At 72.0% G+C, this 18416-nt stretch carries 16 protein-coding genes; 11 read left to right on the top strand and 5 right to left on the bottom strand.

All coding sequences use genetic code 11. The annotated features are described in order from the left end of the window. The first annotated feature begins 208 nt into the window (after positions 1 to 208). From BDK92_RS33575 to BDK92_RS33560, 4 genes are all read left to right on the top strand, one after another. Positions 209 to 805: a C40 family peptidase gene (locus BDK92_RS33575; RefSeq protein ID WP_121160349.1), complete on the top strand. Its 597-nt coding sequence runs from the start codon at positions 209 to 211 to the stop codon at positions 803 to 805. A 292-nt stretch (positions 806 to 1097) separates the two neighbouring features. Further along, the gene (locus BDK92_RS33570) at positions 1098 to 2174 is read left to right on the top strand and encodes a Bug family tripartite tricarboxylate transporter substrate binding protein (RefSeq protein ID WP_121162817.1); all 1077 of its coding nucleotides are present in this window, start codon (positions 1098 to 1100) and stop codon (positions 2172 to 2174) included. Between the two features lie 5 nt (positions 2175 to 2179). Continuing rightward, a complete protein-coding gene (locus BDK92_RS33565) occupies positions 2180 to 2758 on the top strand; it encodes a tripartite tricarboxylate transporter TctB family protein (protein WP_170208786.1) in 579 nt (192 codons plus the stop codon). Then, positions 2755 to 4305: a tripartite tricarboxylate transporter permease gene (locus BDK92_RS33560; RefSeq protein ID WP_121160347.1), complete on the top strand. Its 1551-nt coding sequence runs from the start codon at positions 2755 to 2757 to the stop codon at positions 4303 to 4305. The genes BDK92_RS33565 and BDK92_RS33560 overlap by 4 nt, the downstream gene beginning before the upstream one ends. A gap of 21 nt (positions 4306 to 4326) precedes the next feature. Here the strand turns inward: BDK92_RS33560 and BDK92_RS33555 are convergent, their stop codons facing one another. Then, positions 4327 to 5001, bottom strand: coding sequence for a response regulator (locus BDK92_RS33555; RefSeq protein ID WP_121160346.1), 675 nt, complete (start codon positions 4999 to 5001; stop codon positions 4327 to 4329). Continuing rightward, the gene (locus BDK92_RS33550) at positions 4998 to 6557 is read right to left on the bottom strand and encodes a sensor histidine kinase (protein ID WP_121160345.1); all 1560 of its coding nucleotides are present in this window, start codon (positions 6555 to 6557) and stop codon (positions 4998 to 5000) included. Before BDK92_RS33550 ends, BDK92_RS33555 begins: the two co-directional genes overlap by 4 nt. Positions 6558 to 6737: 180 nt before the next feature. Between BDK92_RS33550 and BDK92_RS33545 the strand changes: the two genes are divergently transcribed. Further along, entirely contained in the window at positions 6738 to 7718 is a 981-nt protein-coding gene (locus BDK92_RS33545; protein ID WP_121160344.1) for a Bug family tripartite tricarboxylate transporter substrate binding protein, read from the top strand. 27 nt (positions 7719 to 7745) lie between these two features. Continuing rightward, positions 7746 to 8939 carry a CaiB/BaiF CoA transferase family protein gene (locus BDK92_RS33540; RefSeq protein ID WP_121160343.1) on the top strand — a complete coding sequence of 398 codons (1194 nt, stop codon included), beginning with the start codon at positions 7746 to 7748 and terminating at the stop codon, positions 8937 to 8939. A 55-nt stretch (positions 8940 to 8994) separates the two neighbouring features. Here BDK92_RS33540 and BDK92_RS33535 read toward each other — a convergent pair whose 3' ends face one another. Further along, positions 8995 to 9837: a PhzF family phenazine biosynthesis protein gene (locus tag BDK92_RS33535; protein WP_121160342.1), complete on the bottom strand. Its 843-nt coding sequence runs from the start codon at positions 9835 to 9837 to the stop codon at positions 8995 to 8997. A gap of 498 nt (positions 9838 to 10335) precedes the next feature. Here BDK92_RS33535 and BDK92_RS33530 point away from each other — a divergent pair, with 498 nt between their 5' ends. After that, the gene (locus tag BDK92_RS33530; RefSeq protein ID WP_170208785.1) at positions 10336 to 11052 is read left to right on the top strand and encodes a DUF981 family protein; all 717 of its coding nucleotides are present in this window, start codon (positions 10336 to 10338) and stop codon (positions 11050 to 11052) included. Between the two features lie 60 nt (positions 11053 to 11112). Here BDK92_RS33530 and BDK92_RS33525 read toward each other — a convergent pair whose 3' ends face one another. Next, positions 11113 to 14157 (bottom strand): M48 family metalloprotease, encoded by a 3045-nt coding sequence (locus BDK92_RS33525; protein ID WP_121160340.1) that lies wholly within the window; start codon positions 14155 to 14157, stop codon positions 11113 to 11115. Beyond that, positions 14154 to 14735 (bottom strand): hypothetical protein, encoded by a 582-nt coding sequence (locus BDK92_RS33520; RefSeq protein ID WP_121160339.1) that lies wholly within the window; start codon positions 14733 to 14735, stop codon positions 14154 to 14156. Before BDK92_RS33520 ends, BDK92_RS33525 begins: the two co-directional genes overlap by 4 nt. Positions 14736 to 14948: 213 nt before the next feature. Here BDK92_RS33520 and BDK92_RS33515 point away from each other — a divergent pair, with 213 nt between their 5' ends. The 4 genes from BDK92_RS33515 to trpA all read left to right on the top strand — a co-directional run bounded on the left by BDK92_RS33515 (position 14949) and on the right by trpA (position 18367). Beyond that, on the top strand, positions 14949 to 15692 hold the full coding sequence (locus BDK92_RS33515) for a dienelactone hydrolase family protein (protein WP_121160338.1): 744 nt from the start codon (positions 14949 to 14951) through the stop codon (positions 15690 to 15692). A 10-nt stretch (positions 15693 to 15702) separates the two neighbouring features. Next, positions 15703 to 15984, top strand: a complete 282-nt coding sequence (locus BDK92_RS33510) for a DUF6295 family protein (RefSeq protein ID WP_121160337.1) — start codon at positions 15703 to 15705, stop codon at positions 15982 to 15984. 275 nt (positions 15985 to 16259) lie between these two features. Continuing rightward, positions 16260 to 17576, top strand: coding sequence for a tryptophan synthase subunit beta (trpB, locus tag BDK92_RS33505; RefSeq protein WP_121162816.1), 1317 nt, complete (start codon positions 16260 to 16262; stop codon positions 17574 to 17576). Then, entirely contained in the window at positions 17573 to 18367 is a 795-nt protein-coding gene (gene trpA, locus BDK92_RS33500) for a tryptophan synthase subunit alpha (RefSeq protein WP_121160336.1), read from the top strand. Before trpB ends, trpA begins: the two co-directional genes overlap by 4 nt. Positions 18368 to 18416 lie beyond the last annotated feature (49 nt).

Below are 18416 nucleotides of genomic sequence, written 5' to 3'. Positions count from 1 at the left end.
ACTTCGGGCCCGTGGCCGGCACCTTCGGCCGCTCCGCCCGAGATACGCATGTGAGCACCGGGCCGACATTGGAGCGATCCTGAACGTACGGCATCCGCTGCACCGATTCGCGGCTGGTACCACCGTCCTGACCGTCACCGCCCTCTGGCTCCCGCCGGCAGCCATCGGGGCCCGACCTGATCCGGAACCCGCGAGTGTCGGGGCCAGCGTGGCCCTGGAGGCCGCGACCGAGGCCCGGCAACTCGCCGCCGAACGCGCCGACCGGGCGCACCGGCAACCCATGATTCCGCCGGCACTTCCCGCCACGCCGCCCACGGCGACGACACCGCCGAAGGCGAAAGCGAAACCAGCGCAGCAGAAGGCAACGACGCCTACCGGGGATACGTCCACCAGGTCGACGGCCCCCGGCACCACACCGGCGCGGAAGAAGTCCACCAGTACCCCGAAGCCGGGGAGCACCGTCAAGCCCCCGTCCGGCGCCGCCGGCACGGTTGTCTCGTACGCGCTCGCGCAGGTCGGCAAGCGCTACGTCTACGGCGCTTCCGGCCCGAACAGTTTCGACTGCAGCGGTCTGGTCCAGGCGAGCTATGCCCGGGTCGGAGTCAAGCTGCCGCACCAGAGCGGGGCCATCGCCAGTCGTGGTCGACGGGTCCCGGCCGGGCAGTGGAAGCCCGGTGACGTCATCCACACACCCGGCCACGTCGCCATCTACCTGGGTAACAACAAGATGGTCGCGGCCACCAAGCCCAGCACGGGCGTACGGGTCGACACGGTTCGCGGCGGAACCGCGTACCGGTTCCTGTAGCACCGACCCCGGCCGCTAGCACCGGCCGCGCCGCGCGCATCTCACCGAGCCGGGATCGCCTGGTCGCCGATGGCGGCCACCGGTAGGACAACCCGAACCACAGCACTGGATGGTGCCTGGGGCAATGCTGCCCCGGGCACCATCCGTCCGTGCTGGACCGGGCGCGACCACAAAGACCACAACGAACTCCGCGACCGCAACCGTGACCGGCGTCACTTCGACCGGAAGCATCTACGCAACCCAGTGGAAACGCTGCGGCAACAGGATGCCCATCCCGGTCGAGGAGATAGCGATGACAGAGGTTCGCGGCACGGCGGGACTCCGATCCCGTAGTGGCCCGTTCGGACGGGGAGCGGGCGCCCGACGCCGCGCCGCCGCGCTGGCCTGCGTACCGCTGCTGGCCCTGGCTGCCGGCGGATGCGCCAAGGACGACTCGGGCTCCGGTTCCGGCGGCGCGGTGAAGTACCCCACGTCCACCATCGAACTGATGGCCCCGGCCGCCCCCGGCGGGGGTTGGGACAGCACCGCCCGTTCGCTACAGAAGGCGCTCACCGACAGCAAGCTGGTCACCGAGTCGGTCGAGGTCTACAACGTGCCCGGCGCCGGCGGCACCCTCGGCCTGTCCCAACTCGTCACCAAGAACAAGGGCGACTCCCACCAGCTCATGGTGACCGGCCTGGTGATGATCGGCGGCGTGGTGACGAACAAGTCCCCGGTCAAGCTCAACCAGGTCACGCCGATCGCGACACTCACCGCCGAACAGGAGGTGATCGTGGTCCCGGCCAACTCGAAGTACACCAGCCTGCAACAGCTGATGACAGACGCCAAGGCGAACCCCTCGTCGATCAACTGGGGCGGCGGCTCGGCCGGTGGTACCGACCAGATCCTGGTCGGCCTGCTCGCCAAGGCCGCCGGCGCCGACCCCAAGGCGATGAAGTACGTGGCCTACTCCGGTGGCGGGGAGTCGAAGGCCGCGCTCCTCTCCGGTGACCTGACCGCGGCCGTCTCCGGCGCGAGCGAGTACTCCGACCTGGTGGCGGCCGGCAAGTTGCGCGCACTCGCGGTCTCCGGCGCCACCGGCATCGACGTCGGCGCCGGCAAGCCGACCCCGACGATCAAGGAATCCGGGTACGACGTCGAGTTGATGAACTGGCGCGGCCTGGTGGCACCGCCCGGCATCAAGGACGGTGAACGGGCCGCCATCATCAAGCTCGTCGACGACCTGCACTCCTCGGCCCAGTGGAAGCAGACCCTGACCGAGCAGAAGTGGGAAGACTTCTACCGCAGCGGGGACGAGGCGAAGGCGTACTTCGAGAGCGAGAACGACCGGATCACCGACGTGCTCAGCGAGATCGGCCTGGCCGATTAATGACCGTGCCGACCACTGAGACATCGGGGGAGGTCGACCCACGGGTCGCCCTCCCCCGGGCACCGTGGGGACCCCGGATCCTCGGCGTCGTACTGCTGCTGGCCGGGGCGTTTCTCTGCTGGACGGCGTACGACTCCGCCGACGGCGACTTCTCCGCCGAGGGGCCGTGGCTGGCGCCGCTGGTGGTGACCGCCGGCTGGGTGGTGCTGGCCGCCTGGTACCTGGTCAGCCAGTTCGTCCGCAGCCGCCCACCGACCGAGCCGACGACCGAGCCGGCCGACACCACCGAGTCGACCGAGGCGACCGAGGCCACCGAGCCGACCGACGGTACGGAGCCGGCCGGGCCCGTACAGTGGCTCACCCCGGCACTGCTCGGCGCGGCGCTGCTCGGCTACGTTTTCGCCCTCGAACCGCTCGGCTTCGTGCTCGCCTCGGCGCTCTTCTTCGTCGCCGCGGCCCGCATCCTGGGCAGCCACCACTGGATCCGTGACGTGCTGGTGGCGGTGCCACTGGTCGTCGCCATCTACCTCGGCTTCACCCAACTGCTGGAAATCTCCCTGCCCGCCGGAGTGATGCCACTGTGAACGTCTTCGGCGACCTGTTGAGCGGTTTCGGCACCGTGCTGGAGCCGCAGTACCTGCTCTACGCCGCGATCGGGGTGACGCTCGGTACCTTCGTCGGCGTCCTGCCCGGCATCGGGCCCGCACTGACCATCGCCCTGCTGCTGCCGGTCACCTTCAACCTGGACGATCCCATCGGCACGTTCATCATGTTCGCCGGCATCTACTACGGCGCCATGTACGGCGGGTCGACCACCAGCATCCTGCTGAACACCCCGGGCGAGTCCGCCTCGGTCGCGACCGCGATCGAGGGCTACCAGATGGCCCGACGGGGCCGGGCCCGAGCGGCCCTGGCAACGGCGGCGATCGGCTCGTTCGTCGCCGGAACCATCTCCACCCTGCTGCTCACCCTCTTCGCCCGCCCGGTCGCCGCGCTGGCGGTCGAGTTCCGGGCGGCGGACTACTTCGCCCTGGCCCTGCTCGCCATGGTCGCCGTCACCGCACTGGTCGGCCGTTCCCTGGTACGCGGGCTGATCTCACTGAGCCTCGGACTCTTCCTCGGTCTGGTCGGCCTGGACGGACTCACCGGCCAGGCCCGGTTCAGCTTCGGCACGCTGGAACTGCTCGACGGGATCGACGTCGTGGTGATCATCGTCGGGTTGTTCGCCATCGGCGAGACGCTCTACGTGGCCAGCCGGCTGCGCCAGCTCCCCGAACACGTCACACCGCTCGAACCGGCCCGGGGCGGGTTCGGCTGGCTGAGCCGGCAGGACTGGGCCCGGTCGTGGCGGCCCTGGCTACGTGGAACGGCGGTGGGCTTCCCCTTCGGTGCGCTCCCCTCCGGCGGAGCCGACATCCCCACCTTCCTGTCCTACACGTACGAACGGCACCGCTCGAAGAACAAGGCGGAGTTCGGCAAGGGCGCGATCGAGGGGGTGGCCGGTCCGGAGGCGGCGAACAACGCCGCCTTCTCCGGCGTACTCGTGCCGCTGTTGACCCTGGGCATTCCCACCTCGGCCACCGCGGCGGTGATGCTGGCCGCGTTCCAGATCTTCAACCTGCAACCCGGTCCGCAGCTGTTCGACAAGTCGCCGGAGCTGGTCTGGGCGCTGATCGCGTCGCTCTACGTCGGCAACGTGCTGCTGCTGGCGCTCAACCTGCCACTGATCCGGCTCTGGGTGAAGGTGCTCCAGATCCCCCGACCGGTCCTGTACGCGGGCATCCTGGTCTTCGCCACCCTCGGCGTCTACGCCGCCTCGGCCGACGTCAACCAGGTGCTGATCGCGTACGGGATCGGGGTGCTCGGATTCTTCATGCGGCACTACGACTTCCCGATCGCACCGGTCATCCTCGGCGCGATCCTCGGTCCGATGATGGAACTGCAGTTCCGCCGCACCCTGGTGCTCAGCAACGGGGACCTGAGCGTCTTCGTCACCCGGCCACTCACCGCCGTACTGCTCTCGCTGGTGGTGTTGGCGGTGCTGGTGCCGTACCTGCCGAGGATCGTGGCGCGGTTGCGCGGCCGGTCCGCCGCGTCGGCCCAGCGGCTCGCCTTCGGCGAGGACGACTGAACAGGCACCCCAGCGGGAGGTTCAGGCTCCGCCGGTCCACCGGTAACGACGTTCCGGTCGGCCGGCGGAGCCGTACCGCAGGCTCACCCCGGCCTTGCCCGCCCCGACGAAGTGCTCCAGGTAGCGCCGGGTGCTGACCCGGGAAAGGCCGACACGGTCGGCGCACTCGGTCGCGGACAGGTCCCCGTCGGCGGCGCGCAGCGCCTTCGCGACCAGGTCGGCGGTGGGCCGGGTCAACCCCTTGGGGAGGTCGGTCGGGGTCGGCCGCAGCGCCACGAAGAGCCGGTCCACGTCGTCCTGCGCCACCTCGCGGGAGCCGGAGAGTCCATGATGGGCGACGGCGTACCGCTCCAACCGGTCGCGGAGCGCGTCGAAGCTGAACGGCTTGATCAGGTAGTGCACCACGCCGCTGCGCAACGCGGTCCGGATGGTGTTCACGTCCCGGGCCGCCGTGACCGCCAGTACGTCCACCACCGCCTCACCCTCCCGCAACCGGCGCAGCACCTCCAGCCCGGACAGGTCCGGCAGGTAGATGTCGAGCAGCACCAGGTCCGGCCGGAGCCGGTCCACCTCGGCGAGCGCCTCCTCGCCACTGTGTGCCACCCCGACGACGGTGAAGCCGGGGACCCGGGAGACGAAGCCGCACTGCACCTTCGCCACCATGAAGTCGTCGTCGACGACCAGCACCCTGATCATGCCGACGCCGCCACGACCAACGGCAGCCGGGCCTGGAACGACGAGCCGCGTACCTCGACGCTGCCGCCCCTGTGCTGGCAGATCAACCGGATCAGTGCCAGGCCGAGGCCGTGGTGCCCGAGGGTCTCGTCCTTGGTGCTGTAGCCCTGCCGGAACACCTCCTCGCGCAGCTCCGGCGGCACGCCGGGTCCGGAGTCGGTGACCGTGACCCGTACCTCGCCGTCGACGGCCCGTACCCCCACCTCCACCCGGTCACCCGGACCGATCGCGTCGAGTGCGTTGTCGACCAGGTTGCCGACCACGGTGACCAGGTCCCCGGCGAGCCGTTCGTCGACCCCGGGCAGGTCCGAATCGGCCGAGATGACCAGTTGCACGCCCTGCTCGGCGGCGAGGCTCGCCTTCGCGATCAGCAGCGCGGCCAGCGCCGGGTCCCGGATCAGCGCGGCCACGTCCCGGTTGAGCGCCTCGTGTACCTGGCTGGCCCGGGTGATGTACCGGACCACCTCGTCGTGCTCCCCCAGTTCGACCAGGCCCGCGATGGTGTGCAACCGGTTGCTGAACTCGTGCGCCTGCGCCCGCAGGGTGTCCGTGGTGTGTCGGCTGACGTCGAGTTCGCGACGCAGGGCGGTCAGTTCGGTCCGGTCCCGCAGCGTGGTCACCGAACCGACCCGACGGCCCCGTACCAGCACCGGACGGCGGTTGAGCACCAGCACGCGGTCGTCGCTGAGCACGATCTGGTCCACCCCGGTGACCCGCCCGGTGAGCACGTCGCGCAGCCGGGGTTCCATCGGCTGGGCGTGCAGCGACTGGCCGACCGGCGACGCGGGCAGGCCGAGCAGGCGTACCGCCTCGTCGTTGACCAGGGTGACCCGGTCGGCGGCGTCGGTGCCGAGCACACCCTCCTTGATGCCGTGCAGCATCGCCTCCCGGTGCTCGACCAGGCCGGTGATCTCGTCGGGTTCCAGGCCGAGCGTCTGCCGCTTCACCCGGCGGGCCAGCAGCAGCGACCCGGCCACCCCGAGCACCCCGCCCAGCAGCAGGTACGTGATCAGGTTGGTCAGCCCGGCGGCGAGCTGTTCGGGCAGCGTGGGGTAGATGTCGCCGACCACGATCAGGCCGAGGAACCGGCCGTCCCGCTCGTCCAGCACCGGTACGTGCGCGACCAGCGCCTTCGACCCGTCGTCGACCACGCCGACCCAGGAACGGCCGGCGAGTCCGTCGCTGTCGCCGAGGACCGCCGGTGCGCCCGCGTCCGGGCCGGTGACGAGCTTTCCGGTGGCGTCGGCGATCAGGACGTACGAGGCACCGGAGACCGCCCGCGCGCTCTCCGCCACTGCGGCCAGCGCCTCCTGGCCGGTCGGGTCGCCAAGGCCCAGCCGTACCGTGCGGTTGATCGCCGCGTTCTCCCCCACCGACCGCAGCCGGGCGCCCTCGTCGCGCCGGAACGCCGCGTCCGCCTCGGCGATCGACACCGCCGCGACCGCGCCGACGACAAGCAGGACGATGCCGAGTTGCAGCAGCAGGAACTGGCCGGCCAGGGACATCCGCTGACGCATCGCTCCTCCTCTGCCCGGGGTACGCACCCGGCCTGGACGATGTCGGACCGGGTGGGGATGGTGGGAAGCGTCCGCCTGACCGGGGCCGACGTCAACCGCAAACTACCCGAGCCCCGGCTGATGACAAGTGGCCGCCGGGCGAGCAGGATCGGCGGGTACCCCGTGGGAGGAGGGACCGGGATGCGACGGCTGCGCCGCGTCATCACGATCGGCCTCGCCCTGCTGGTCGTCCTGCCGGGCTGCGCCCCCGGACGACCCGCGGACGACCTGACCGAGCTGCGGGTGCTGGTGCCGAACGCGCCCGGCAGTGGTTACGACGTCACCGCGCGGATAGCAGCCAAGGCCCTCGATGACGCTGACGTGATCCGGGGCGTGGAGGTGTTCAACCTGCCCGGCGCCGGCGGGGTGGTCGGCCTGCGCCGGCTCGGTTACGAACGCGGCAACGGACGGCTGATGATGCTGATGGGGCTCGGGGTGGTCGGCAGCCAGTACGCCCAGAGCGCCCCGGTGACCCTGCAGGACACCACACCGATCGCCCGTCTGATCGAGGAACCGGCGATCGTGGTGGTCACCCGCGACTCCCCGTACCGTGACCTGACGGAGCTGATCACGGCGTGGCGGGCGGACCCGGGCGCCGTACCGGTCGGCGGGGGTTCCTCGGCCGGCGGCCCGGACCACCTGGCGCCGATGCTGGTCGCGGACGCCGTCGGCATCCGGCCACGGGACGTCGTCTACCGGCAGTACGACGGCGGCGGCGACCTGCTGGCCGCGATCCTGCACAACGACGTCGCGTTCGGCGTCTCCGGGCGGAGCGAGTACGCCGACCAGATCGACTCCGGCCAGTTGCGGGTCCTCGCCGTCACCAGCGCGCAGCGAATCCCCGGCATCCTCGCCCCCACCCTTCGCGAACAGCGGGTCGACGTGGTGTTCAGCAACTGGCGTGGCATCGTCGCCCCACCGGGGCTGGCGCCGCGCGACGTGACCGGGATGCGGGACGCGGTCGCCCGGCTGCACGATTCGCCCCAGTGGCACGCGGCCCTGGCCAAGTACGGCTGGACCGACGCCTACCTCGACGGTGCGGCGTTCGGTGACTTCCTGCGGGCCGAGAACGACCGGCTGGCGCACCTGCTCGGCGGACTCGGGCTCACCGGGGCCGACTGAGACCGGGCGCTCGCCTATCGTGACGGAATGTCCGACCGCGACCCCTCCGTCGATCCGCTCGCCGACCCTTCCGGCGGCCCACTGACCGGTCTTCGGGTGGTGGAACTGGCCGGCATCGGGCCGGGCCCGTTCGCCGCGATGATGCTGGCCGACATGGGCGCGGACGTGATCCGGGTGGACCGCGCCGCGGCGGTACGCCCGGAGTGCTTCGGCACGCCCCACCCGGATCTGCTGAACCGGGGCCGCCGCTCGATCGGGGTGGACCTGAAAGCCGACGCCGGCCGTCGGGTCGTGCTCGACCTGGTACGGAACGCCGACGTGCTGCTGGAGGGGTTCCGTCCCGGGGTGACCGAACGACTCGGTCTGGGGCCAGGCGACTGCCACGAGGTGAACCCGCGCCTGGTCTACGGCCGGATGACGGGTTGGGGCCAGGAGGGGCCGAACGCCGCGTACGCCGGACACGACCTGACGTACCTCGCGCCGACCGGGATCCTGCACGCGATCGGACGGGCCGACGAGCGACCGGTGCCGCCGCTGAACCTGATCGGGGACTTCGGCGGGGGTGGACTGATGCTCGCCTTCGGCGTGGTCTGCGCCCTGCTCGACGTACGGGCGGGTGGAGCCGGACAGGTGGTCGACGCCGCCATCGTGGACGGCGCGGCGGTGCTCTCCACCGCCCTGCACGGTCTACGCGGGCTCGGCAGGTGGCCGGGCGGACGGGGCGGGAACCTGCTCGACGGCGGCGCCCCGTTCTACGACACGTACGAGTGCGCCGACGGCCGGTTCGTGGCGGTCGGTGCGCTGGAGCCGCGCTTCTACGCCGAACTGGTGAAGCTGACCGGGTTCGAGGCGCCCGAGGGTGGCGACGCGGACCGGTTCGACCCGGAGCGCTGGGCGGTCGACCGGGCCGCCTGGGCGGAGCTGTTCCGGACCCGTACCAGGGACGAGTGGGCCGCCCTGCTGGAGCGGAGCGACGCCTGTGTCGCGCCGGTGCTGGACTGGGACGAGGCGCCGGACCATCCGCACCTGCGCGCGCGGGGGGTCTTCGTCGACCACGCCGGTGCGGTCCAGCCCGCCCCGGCACCCCGGTTCAGCGGTACGCCCGCCACGATCCGCCGACCACCGCCGCATCCGGGCGAACACACCGACGAGATCCTGGCCGAGCTCGGCCGCTCGGGCAGCGACATCGCCCGCCTACGCCGGTCCGACGCCGTCGCCTGACCAGTCGTGCGCGGTGCCGGTCACCCCGGAGGAGGGGGTGACTCGGTGGGGGCGGTCAGCCGGCCAACGGCACGGCCGTGCCGGTCACCGCGATCCCGGTGCCCGGGGCGGCGGGGATGCCGACCGTGAGCACACTCGGGCGCCCGAGGTCGACGCCCTGGTAGATGGTGATCAGCGCGGGCACCGTGACCAGGCCCAACTCGCGCAGGTAGCCGCCGAACGCGGCGGCGGCGGCACCGGTGGCCGGATCCTCGACGACTCCACCGGGCGGGAACGGGTTGCGCGCGTGGAAGACGTCGGTTGACTCCCGCCAGACCAGGTCGATGGTGGTCCAGTCGCGGCGGGCCATCAACGCCGCCAGTGTGGGCAGGTCGTAGTCCAGGTCGGTGAGTCGCGCCCGGGTCGCCGCCGCGATCACCGGGTGCCATGCTCCGGCGTACGCCACCCGTGGCGGCAGCGCCGGGTCAAGATCCGCCGTACGCCAGCCGAGGGCCGTGAGCAGTTCGGCGAGCTCGGTTTCGCCGATCGGTTCGGTACGGGGCGCGACGCTGGTCAACGTCGCGGTGGTCGTGCCGTCCGGAGTGACCGCGGTGGTCACCTCGACCTGACCGGCCCGGGTGTTGAGGCGCATCCGGCCGGCGCCGTGGCGCTGGGCGTACGCGGCAGCGGTGGCGATGGTGGCGTGTCCGCAGAAGGGCACCTCGGCGAGTGGGCTGAAGTAGCGGACGTCGAACTCGGCGTCGCCGACCGGGATCAGGAACGCTGTCTCGGAGTAGCCCACCTCGGCCGCCACCCGGAGCATGTCGACATCGTCCACACCGGACGCGTCAAGGACGACACCGGCCGGGTTCCCACCGCTCGGGTCGGTGCTGAAGGCGGCGTACCGAAGGATCTCCACGGTCGTGACCCTACGCGCGGGCCGGATCACCGACGACAGCCAGTGCCGGCGAACTGGCCCGCCCGGCGACTCCCCTCGGTGAGGGACTAATAACCACTGGTCAACGCGCTGACGTGAATGAGTCCGAGAATGCTTCATTTTCACTCATCCGACACACCGGAGACGACGCCTCGATTGTTGACAAACTTCAATCTATCGGGGGCCATCGGTGATCAGTCCCATCCGATGCCGGCGGTCGCCGGACGACGACCACGGGCAGGCTGATCACGATCATGAGTCAACCCGAACGCCCCACCCACAGGCACCCTCCCCGGACCGTGGTGACATCCACCCCACGGCAGTCGGAATCCCACCGCGCCCGCCCGCGGCCGTCGGCATCCCACCGCGTCAGCCCTCCATCCCTACCGCTCTGCGTCAGCCCACACCCGCTACCGCGCGATGTTCGGTTCGGACGGCACCACGATGGCAGTTCTCGCCGCACCCAAAAGGAGAGACACCATGCGGCTGATCATCTTCAACACTCTGATGGGCGTATGCGCCGGCACCGCACTGCTCCTCGTACCGCGCTTCTGGGCGGCGGTCCGGGGCGAACGGCCACCGTTCCTCCTGCTGGGTAACCAGCCGGTCAGTCCGAGCGGCTGGGCCGCCACCTTCGGCATCCTCGGCGTGGTCCTCACCTCGCTCGGCTTCGTCACCACCGTCTGGCACCCCTCGGCCCCGGCCAAGGACTACATCGACACCATCTTCGGCGAGCCGACCCTGCTGCTCGGCGTCATCCTGCTCGCCGCCGCCTGGTACCTCGGGCGGCGCCCCGACGACGAGGAACTGGACCCGGCGGCGCTCCGGGCGGTGCTCACCCCGGTGAGCTGGGTGGTGTTCTGGCTCGGCGTCATCCTGGTCTGGTGCACCCTGGCCATCATCCGGTTCAACGTCGTCGGCTCCGCGCCGAGGGAAGAGCCGATCACCGGGCTGCTGCACGACTGGCCGATGGTGGAGAACCTCTTCTTCGCACTGGTCCTGTACGCCCCGGCGGCCATCGGCTGCCTGCTCTTCCCCGCCGCCGTACGCGGCCGGGGCCGAGCGGCCTGGCTCGTCCTCTACTGGTCCTGGACCATCGCCGGACTGGGATTCGCCCTGTTCAGCGCGATGAACTTCTACACCCACACCGGCATGTTCATCAACATCGGTACGGACGGGGCCGACTACCGCTGGTGATCCGTACGGGCACCACGCGCTGACGCTGACCGCCGCCCACCACCCCGGAACCGGCCGCGCTCACGGCGGGTCCAGGGCGCGTACGGCGGCGGTCAGCACCGCCCCGAGAATCCGTTCGTCCAGTGGCTGCATCACCGCCGACAGGTAGACGGTCACCAGGTTGTGTCCCACCCGGACGAGGACGAAGGCCGACGTACCGGTGATCCGGTTGCCTCCACTGCCCACCGACAGGGCGTAGTCCACCCGCCAGGACTCCTCGCCGAGCACCGGTGCCGGCCTGGCGCCGACCGTGAACCGCACCGCCGAACCACCCTCGCCGGCGGTGAACTGCCGGCAGGCGGCCCGGGCGGCGTCGGCGGCGACAAAGAGCGACGAGGGCACCGGCTCGGCGTACGAGGTGACGGTGACGTCGACGGTGGTCGAGGCGACACCGACCCGCCCGCGCGGGCTCGCGTACCCGGCTTCGGCACTTGCCCGCACGCCGGGCTTGAGTTCCTCGAGGTAGGCGTCCCGAAACAGCGGCTCGCACCGCGCCGGCTCGATCCGCGACCCGCTGTCGCTGCCGCTGCGCCGCGCGGTCCAGGACGTCGGTACGGCCGAACGGACGGCCCGCACCACGGCGTCCACCTCGACGGTGTCGAGCGGACGCCCGGCCGCCGGCAGGGGGCTGACCGTCGGCGTCGGGCCCGGACCCGGGGCCTGGGCCGGGTCGGCGGTGACCGGTCCGGTCGGCGCCGTCGGGTGCGGCAGCAGGCGGGCGGCCGGGGCGGCGGCACCACTCTGCGACGGGAGCGGGGTGTAGAGGGTCGCCGCCCCCGGCCCGAGCATCACCACGGTCGCCACGGTCGCCGGCAACGCGACCCGGACCAGCCACGGCATGGTCGGCGGGGTCGATGGCACCAGCGGGACCAGGCCCCCCGCCGGTGCGGGTGCCGACGCCGCCGGTGCCGGTGCCGGTGCCGGGGGCTGTGCCAGTGCCGGGAGCCGTGCCACCGTCCGGCGGGCCAGCAGCGGCGGCAGGCTCAACGCGAACAGGTAGAGCAGACAGGTCAGTGGCGCGACGAGGTGCAACTGGAGCGCGTCGAGGCCCGCCGCTCCTCCGGCGAGCGCGCTCTGCGCGTACTGGAGCACGGCGGTGAGCCCGGTCGCGGCCCCGGCGGCGAGCACCGGGCGGGCGAGACTCCCCCGACCCGGGTACGTGGCGGTGACCAGCAGGACCAGCCAGCCGGCGAGGGCACAGATCAGCCACCGGGCCTGTAACGCGCGCAGTGCCTCGGGGAGGGCGTCCGGCGGGTTGAGTCCGGTGTGGAGGGCGGCACCACCACCGCAGATCAGTACGGTGAGCACGACCGCACGAACCTCCGCCGAACGGGCCAGCCGCCGCAGGTGCACCGGTCCCGCCGGACGCGCCCGCGCCGCGAGCAGCACCGGCAGAGCGAGCGCGGGCAGCAGCCACCCGGTACGCGGCAACGCGTAGACCAGCCAGGCACGCAGGACGCCCGGATCGTTCCAGACCGAGGCGAGCACCGGCATCGGCCAGAGCACCGCCACCGTGACCCCGATCGCGGTCGCGTAGCCCGCGTACCGCCAGCGGTTGCCGACAGGCGCCCACCCGTCCCGGCTGCCGACAGGCGCCCGCCCGTCCCGGCTGTCGGTGCGTGCCCGCCCGTCCGTGGCGGTGCCACGTCCGCCGGGTTCCGGCGATGGGCCGACGGCGAGGGTGGTGGCGAGCAGCACGCAGAGGCCGACCGCACCGGTGCCCAGCGCCGAGGTGAGCAGGGCGAGCAGCAGGCTCGCGCCGGCCTCCCGCGTCTGGCCCTGGAACAGTCCCGCCCCACCCGGAGTCGGGAACCACGCCGTGACGACCGTCGTCGCGAAGAACCCGATGCCCACCCCGGCAAGCGGACGCCACCAGTCGGCGCGGGCGCCGGTACGCGCAACGGCCTCCGCCCGGCGTACCAGTGACGGCATGAACCCACTGGTGAGCAGTACGGCTCCGGTCCAGACCGTGACCAGCGCCGGCAGCCAGCCCCGGGCCGAGGGACGCAGTTCCGCGGTGACCTCGAACGCGGCGACCATCGCCGCGACCGTCACCGTCGCCACCGCCAGGCCCTGCGCCAGCCCACCCTCCCGGAGCCGGTCCGGGCGCCGCAGCAGTTCGGCGCGTCGTGTCGGGTCCGGATGACGGGCCAGCAGCCGGCGGGCCACCGCCTTCGGTCGGTTGCCGGCGGGCAGCACCCGTTCCCTGGCCGTGGCCAGGAGCGCGATCAGCGCGTTCCCGTTGCCGGTGCGGACCACGTGCAGGTCGGCCTCGCGCTCGCGGATCCGCATCAACAGCGCCCCGAGTACCGCGATCAGCACGGAGAGCAGCAACGCCCGCAGCACCGCCCGACCGACGAACACGTTCGGGCCGAAGGAGAAGATCTCGATCAGGGCACCGACCGCGACCGCCGGCACCGGCAGCCAGATCAGCCCGCGGATGGCCGCCACCGCGGTCACGTCGCCGGCCCGTACGTGGGCCAGTTCGTGCTGCACGACCGGGTCGAAGCGGCCCGGGTCGCGGTACGCCACGGCGACCCCCGCCGGGAGTACGACGACCGGGCGCCGGCCGATGCCGCCGGTGGTGAACGCCTGCCGGAACGGTGGACCGGCGATCAGCAGTCGTGGCCGGCGACGGCCGCGCAGTTGGTTCTCGTCGCAGAGGGCGGCGAATCGCGCGGTCGCCCCCGGCACCTCGAACCGACCCCGTTGACGGCGCAGTCTCCGCTGGTCCACAAGGGGCACCAGCAGCAGGAGCAGTGCCGCGCCCACCGGTACGAGGACCGCTCCGCCGAGCATCACCAGCCCGCGCTGCCGAGGGACCCCGGCCAGGCAGTCGGCCAACGTGGAGGGTGCGGGAACCTGGCCGGAAGCCGCCAGCACCTGTTCGCATCCGTCGAGCGCGAGTGCCCAGGGCAGGTGCAGGGAGCGGTCTGCCAGGAAGTAGAGGTCCCCGGCGGTGACCCCGATCGCGGCCAGCGCCGCGACCACGAGCAGGTACATCCAGCCCAGTCGGGCGGTCGGCCGGGCTGCGCGGGCCCGGTCCGGCGCGGCTGGCCCGGTCACCTCGGTCCGGGTGCGACCACCGCGCCGACCGTGGCGTCGGCCAGCAGATCGGCCGACTCGGCGGAGAGGCCCAGCGCGAGCGCGTGTCGACGGCACGCCGCGCGCAGCTGTTCGACCTGGGACTCGGTCAGTCCGAGCTGGGCCGCCACCGGGGTCGGGTCGGCCGTTGCGCCGCCTGCCACCCCGGCCGCCGCGCTGCCGGACCCGACCGTCGGCTCGGCCGCTTCCGGTTGCTGCCCATCGGCGGTCGCGGTCGCGCCGGTCACCCGGACACGGGTCCGGCGACGCTGCCAGCCGGCACGGATCTCGGCCCCGATTCCGGTCAGACCGAGCACCAGCACCTCGCTGACGGCGGCCGCGACCGCCTGCAGCGCCACGTCGCTGACGAGCGCGGTGTCGATACCGAAGCCGATTGAGCTGCCCGGCACCGGGCGCTGGCGCGCGATGCCCACGGGCCGTTCCCGCCACCCCGCGACCACCCCGTCGAACACCTCGAGTTCGTCGGGGGCGATCTCGGCGACCACGCGGTGCGCGGCGTCGACGACAAGCACGGCGGCGAGTTGCTCTCGGTCGGTCACGGCATCATCTTGCCGCCGACCCGCCACCCCCGGAAGGGGCCGGTAAGGATTCGAACACAGTCCGTCGGGCTCGGCCGGCCGAGCTGATGGACCCGACCGGGTGGGGGCGGGCGGTCACGCCGGATCGCCGGAGCTAGCTGATCTAGGCTGGCCGGGTCCGGGTCGGAATAACCGACCCAAGGTACGGCGAACGCGCGGAAATCGGGAGCCACCATGTACGACACGATGCTGGCGGAGACGGTCACCATCACCGGGGCGGACGGCGACGAGATCGAGGCCTACCTGGCCCGGCCGATGGGCCCCGGCCCGTACGGCGCGGTGGTGGTGATCCACCACATGCCCGGGTACGACGAGGGCACGAAGGAGATCACCCGCCGCTTCGCCCACCACGGTTACCTGGCCATCATGCCCAACCTTTACAGCCGGGAGGCGCCCGGGGCGAGCTACGACGACGCGGCCGCCGCGGCCCGCGCGAACGGGGGTGTGCCGGACGTCCGGTTGGTCGGTGACGTGGCCGGCGCCGCCGCGTACCTGCGTGCGATCCCGTCGAGCAACGGCAAGGTCGGCGTGATCGGCTACTGCTCGGGCGGCCGGCAGACGTTCCTCGCCGCCTGCCAGTTGACGCTCGACGCGGCGGTCGACTGCTACGGCGCGTTCGTCGTCGGTACGCCCCCGGCGGGCATGCCGTCCACCTTCCAGCCGCTGATCGGGATGGCCGACCAGCTCTCCGCCCCGCTGCTCGGGCTCTTCGGCGCCGAGGACCAGTCCCCGTCCCCGGAGCAGACCGCCGAGTTGGAGCGGGAGCTGACCCGGTTGGGCAAGACGTTCGAGTTCCACACCTACGAGGACGCCGGTCACGCCTTCTTCGCCGTCGACCGGCCCAGCTACCGGCCGCAGGCGGCGGTCGACGGCTGGAAGCAGATCTTCACCTGGTTCGACCGCTACCTGAGCGCCTGAGGAGCCGGACATGTGCACCTATGTCACCGAGAAGATCGAGATCGACGGCAGCGGCAAGGGCCCGGCGGGCTGGTTCGGGTTGACCGGCGCCACCGTGTACGTCGACCACCCCCAGCACGCGCCGTACGAGCACACGGTGAACATCGACCTGATCAACCACGCCGCCGGTCCGGGGGCCCGGGTGGCGGTGGAGCTGACCGAGGAGTCGGCCCTCGCGCTGGTCGCCGCGATCCAGGCCGCGCTCGCCAGCGCCCCGCCCGGCCTGGCCAGCGCCCCGCCCCGCGCGTCCTGAACCTCGGGAAAGGTCGGATCCGGTGCGCCGGAGCTGGAAAACGCGGAAAGTAAGCTTGCCCGCAGGTAGAAGGTGGCCCGGCCAGGGCGATCTTTCACCGCCGGAGTGACCTCCGTCGCTCCGACCAGCTCCGGCGCTGGCGGATTCCGCCGCGCCAGTGGGCATGGTCGACGGATGGCCACCGGCGGCCGGTGGCAGACCCCGCCGCCGCGCCGCTCCGCCCCGGGCCCGGCCACGCCGCCGCGACCCGACCGATCCGAACTGATGAGGACCCGGTGACCCAGACTGCCGACAGCACCGCACAGGATCCGACGGCCCCGGCCGCTCCCCTCTCCGCGCAGACCGGACCGTACTTCGGGCGGTTCGGTGGACGATTCGTGCCCGAGGCGCTGATCGCGGCGCTGGAGGAGCTGGACAGCGCATACCAGGCGGCGCTGGTGGATCCCGAGTTCATCGCCCAGCTCGAAGGGCTGCACCGCAGCTACTCGGGGCGACCGAGCATCCTCACCGAGGCGCCCCGGTTCGCCGAGCACGCCGGGGGCGCCCGGATCATCCTGAAGCGCGAGGACCTCAACCACACCGGATCACACAAGATCAACAACGTCCTCGGTCAGGCTCTGCTGACCGTACGGATGGGCAAGACCCGGGTGATCGCCGAGACCGGCGCCGGACAGCACGGGGTCGCGACCGCGACCGCCGCCGCGCTGCTCGGGCTCGAAGCGGTGATCTACATGGGCGAGGAGGACACTCGCCGGCAGGCCCTGAACGTGGCCCGGATGCGACTGCTCGGCGCCACCGTCATCCCGGTGACCGCCGGTTCGCGGACCCTCAAGGACGCGATGAACGAGGCCATGCGGGACTGGGTCACCAACGTGCACGACACCCACTACCTGATCGGCTCGGTGGCCGGACCACACCCGTTCCCGTCGATGGTGCGCGACTTCCAGAAGATCATCGGGATTGAGGCCCGGCAGCAGGTGCTCGACCTGGTCGGGCGGTTGCCGGACGTGATCTGCGCCTGCGTCGGCGGCGGGTCCAACGCGATCGGGATCTTCCAGGCGTTCCTCGACGACACCGGGGTCGAACTCGTCGGGCTCGAGGCGGGCGGGGACGGGATCGGCACCGGACGGCACGCGGCGGCGATCAGCGGCGGCGCGCCCGGCGTACTGCACGGCAGCCGTTCCTTCATCCTCCAGGACGAATTCGGTCAGACGGTGGAGAGCCACTCGATCTCGGCCGGACTGGACTACCCCGGGGTCGGGCCGGGGCACTCCTGGCTGCACGAAATCGGTCGGGGACGCTACGAGCCGGTCGACGACGCCGACGCGATGGAGGCGTTCCTGCTGCTCTCCCGTACCGAGGGGATCATCCCGGCGATCGAGAGCGCGCACGCGCTGGCCGGTGCGATCCGCGAAGGCCGCCGACTCGGTCCGGACGGCGTCATCCTGGTCAACCTCTCGGGTCGCGGCGACAAGGACGTCGACACCGCAGCCCGCTACTTCGGCCTGCTGGACGGCGCGCCCGCGCCGACCGCCACCTCCGCGCCGGCCCAGGCCGCTGACGCGGCGCACGGAGAGGACGTGACCAAGTGACGGTCCGTACGACGATCGAGAAGGCGCGGGCCGAAGGCCGAGCGGCGTTGATCGGTTACCTGCCGGTCGGTTTCCCGGATGTCGAGACCTCGGTCGCCGCGATGCGGGCGATGGTCGCCGGTGGCGTGGACATCGTCGAGGTTGGCCTACCGTACTCAGATCCGCTGATGGACGGCCCGGTGATCCAGCGGGCCACCGAGGCGGCGCTCGCCGCCGGGACCCGCACCGCCGATGCCTTCACCGCCGTACGCGGGGTGGTCGACGCGGGCGCACCGGCGCTGGTGATGACCTACTGGAACCTGGTCGACCGGTACGGCGTGGACCGGTTCGCCGCCGACCTGGCCGCCGCCGGGGGCTCCGGACTGATCACCCCGGACCTGATCCCGGACGAGGCCGCACCGTGGCAGACCGCCTCCGACGCGTACGACCTGGACCGGGTCTATCTGGTGGCGCTCACCTCCACGCCGCAGCGGCTGGAGCTGACCGCGAACGCCTCGCGCGGGTTCGTCTACGCCGCCTCGCTGATGGGCGTGACCGGCGAGCGGGCCTCGGTCGGTGGTGGCGCCAGGGGCCTGGTCGAGCGGGTGAAGGCGATCAGCGACGTACCGGTCTGTGTCGGGCTCGGGGTGAGCAACGGCGCGCAGGCCGCGCAGGTCGCCGCCTTTGCCGACGGCGTGATCGTCGGCTCGGCCTTCGTCCGCGCCCTGCTCGACGCCCCCGACCGCCAGTCCGGTCTGGCCGCGGTCGAGGCCGTCGCCCGCGACCTGGCCAACGGCGTCCGCTCCGCCTAACCCCCTCCCCCTAACCCTCCCCCTAACCCCCCCACCCCTCCCCCCTCCC

The organism is Micromonospora pisi (assembly GCF_003633685.1).
In the GTDB taxonomy this organism is placed as follows: domain Bacteria; phylum Actinomycetota; class Actinomycetes; order Mycobacteriales; family Micromonosporaceae; genus Micromonospora_G; species Micromonospora_G pisi.
Note: the sequence above shows the minus strand (reverse complement) of the source record. Positions and strands in the feature narration are given on the sequence as shown.

What these genes read in the sequence shown, in the direction of transcription:
- BDK92_RS33570 (WP_121162817.1), top strand. Translation starts at nt 1,098, where the DNA reads ATGACAGAGGTTCGCGGCACGGCGGGACTCCGATCCCGTAGTGGCCCG.
- BDK92_RS33555 (WP_121160346.1), bottom strand. Translation starts at nt 5,001, where the DNA reads ATGATCAGGGTGCTGGTCGTCGACGACGACTTCATGGTGGCGAAGGTG.
- BDK92_RS33550 (WP_121160345.1), bottom strand. Translation starts at nt 6,557, where the DNA reads ATGCGTCAGCGGATGTCCCTGGCCGGCCAGTTCCTGCTGCTGCAACTC.
- BDK92_RS33545 (WP_121160344.1), top strand. Translation starts at nt 6,738, where the DNA reads ATGCGACGGCTGCGCCGCGTCATCACGATCGGCCTCGCCCTGCTGGTC.
- BDK92_RS33540 (WP_121160343.1), top strand. Translation starts at nt 7,746, where the DNA reads ATGTCCGACCGCGACCCCTCCGTCGATCCGCTCGCCGACCCTTCCGGC.
- BDK92_RS33530 (WP_170208785.1), top strand. Translation starts at nt 10,336, where the DNA reads ATGCGGCTGATCATCTTCAACACTCTGATGGGCGTATGCGCCGGCACC.
- BDK92_RS33515 (WP_121160338.1), top strand. Translation starts at nt 14,949, where the DNA reads ATGTACGACACGATGCTGGCGGAGACGGTCACCATCACCGGGGCGGAC.
- BDK92_RS33510 (WP_121160337.1), top strand. Translation starts at nt 15,703, where the DNA reads ATGTGCACCTATGTCACCGAGAAGATCGAGATCGACGGCAGCGGCAAG.